Below are 2,160 nucleotides of genomic sequence, written 5' to 3'. Positions count from 1 at the left end.
GTACGCTAACAAAAGTAACGCCAATTAAGAAAGGCCTAGAGATTGAACGCGAAATCCGTGTAGAAATCGAAGGCATCACTTCACTTCTAGAGCTTTTTTATAAGTAGAATTGCTTTTAGCGAAGATTATAGATTCAAAAAAGAGAGAGCTTAAGGCTCTCTCTTTTTGTTTTTGTCTATCAAGGCGATATCATCAGCATCCTAACAACATCACAAAAGTCGTTATCTTACTTGATACGTGTGTAGTTATTTAATGCGTTTGTAGTTACTTAATGCGTTTGTAGCTACTTAATGCGTTTATAGTTACTTGATGCGCGTGTAACCGTACTCTTCGATAAGATCTTGCCCTTGTTTTGACTTCACGAACTTAATGAAATCTTTGCTCTCGTCAGAAACTGATTCAGTTTTGTGCAGCAATAAGAATGGGCGAGCCAATTCATAACTGTGGTTGGCGATGTTCTTAGATGTCGGCTCAACGCCTTCAAATGTGATTGCTTTGATCGAACGGTCGATAGAGCCAACAGAGATGAATCCAATCGCATGTGGGTTATGGTTAACAATCGTTTTTACCATGCTGTTGCTGTTTACAACCAAGTTATTTGGGTTGATGTCAGACACTAGACGGTCGTTAATGATTTTTGTCAAACCAAGTAAGCTCTCGAAGCTGTAACGTGAACCAGAAGAAGCTTCACGAGTTACAACTGCGATAGGTTGATCCGCACCACCTATGGCTTTCCAGTTTGTGATTTTTCCTTTGTAGATATCGAATAGCTGTTCACGTGTAACGTTGCTTACACCGTTTGAACGGTTAGTCACGACGGCTAGGCCGTCAAAGGCAATTGGAAATACCTTCAATTTTTCGCCCTGTTCGCGGTCAGTTAAGTAACGTGAGCTCATACCAATATCAGCGACACCTTTATTGACCATGGTAATACCCGCTGTAGAACCGATGCCTTGAACCGCAATATAGTTATCAGGGTGAGTCTTGTTGTACTCCTCAGCCAATACATCCATCACACGTGATACCGAAGTGGAGCCCGAAATATTGGTTTCTTGTGCAAAAGCAGCGTGAGAAGACAGGGCTAAGGATAAAAGAGAGGCAAGCGCGACTCGTAACATAAACAACTCCTAGTTAATAACATTTGCCGGCTATGATAGGTCGGTTATATGACAATTTTGTGAAATTCTATCCGCTCAATGTGTCGCTATTAGCTTGATGAGTGAAAGCGAGTTAGGTTTACAAAAGCAGGATTCGTTTCTGGGAGCAGGACGGGTATTTTGTTTGCGCTAGTTCGCTAAAATGTTGGTTGAGTCCTAAGCTAAACAAAGGAATTCACTACTTAGAAGTTTCTATGAAGTTACAAGAGGTGTTATGTCCGTCATTCATATCGAACTGAATCGTCTTTTAATTGGAGCTGAGAAGCTCTGTACATCTCGAAATCGCAGTTTACCTGTCGAGCTAGGCAAGTCCCTTTATGAAGAGTGTGAGGGTGGTGTGCTGTTTTCTCAGGCTCATTATCTGCTCGACTCATCTCATAGCGATTACACAAATGAGATCGCCTGCGTTAGTTTTGATGAGTCACTGTCATGTTGGTTGGTAATGGTGCCGCTAGAAGGTGATGTAAAAACCGATTCAGTAAATTGGGGGCCTTATCCTTACTTACCTCAATCGAAGGATCTTGATGCTATTTTGTCTGAAATAGAAAAAGACCCTAAATCGTACTTCTGGTCGTGATTATTCTGTTGAGATGTTTGCGAGGGGCTTGATACCTAAAACGAACAACTTTTTTTAACTCACCACATTACAACCTATCTGAGTCACTAAAAACAGTCTACGTTAATAAAGCTTATCTGCGTCAGTAAAACGATCTATGTTACTAAAACTATCCGCATCACTATAAATGATGGATGTCACTTCAAATTATGCCAATAAGATTGCGTAGTTATACCAATCACAGTGAGTAAGTGATCAGTGATTTACTACGATTGGTATTAATAAGATTGTGAAACCAAAGACCGGAAATCTTTTGGTGTTTTGCCGTGATAGGTTTTAAAGGCGGTACTAAAATGCGCCGCACTTTTAAATCCGGATTCATAAGCAATTTGAGTAATCGATTTGTTCGATGTTCTGAGCTGTGTGGCTGCGTGGGCGATTCGCTTT

3 protein-coding genes and 1 pseudogene are annotated in these 2,160 nt (G+C 40.8%); 2 read left to right on the top strand and 2 right to left on the bottom strand.

From position 1 onward, the window contains the following. Positions 1 to 107: pseudogene (locus AB4496_RS23065) on the top strand (MaoC family dehydratase); the annotation flags it as partial. Between the two features lie 195 nt (positions 108 to 302). Here AB4496_RS23065 and AB4496_RS23060 read toward each other — a convergent pair. Beyond that, positions 303 to 1,118, bottom strand: a complete 816-nt coding sequence (locus AB4496_RS23060) for a phosphate ABC transporter substrate-binding protein (protein ID WP_009844791.1) — start codon at positions 1,116 to 1,118, stop codon at positions 303 to 305. Between the two features lie 253 nt (positions 1,119 to 1,371). On the opposite strand from AB4496_RS23060, the gene AB4496_RS23055 reads away from it, so the two are divergent. Beyond that, positions 1,372 to 1,734: a DUF3024 domain-containing protein gene (locus tag AB4496_RS23055; RefSeq protein ID WP_009844792.1), complete on the top strand. Its 363-nt coding sequence runs from the start codon at positions 1,372 to 1,374 to the stop codon at positions 1,732 to 1,734. Positions 1,735 to 1,991: 257 nt separating this feature from the next. On the opposite strand, the gene AB4496_RS23050 is transcribed toward AB4496_RS23055, so the two are convergent. Continuing rightward, positions 1,992 to 2,160 (bottom strand): helix-turn-helix domain-containing protein (locus AB4496_RS23050; protein ID WP_372132103.1); only part of this gene is annotated, 169 nt, incomplete at its 5' end.

Source organism: Vibrio sp. 10N.222.46.A1 (assembly GCF_041473595.1).
Lineage (GTDB): Bacteria > Pseudomonadota > Gammaproteobacteria > Enterobacterales > Vibrionaceae > Vibrio > Vibrio tasmaniensis_A.
This window is presented reverse-complemented; position numbering and strand designations above follow the sequence as displayed.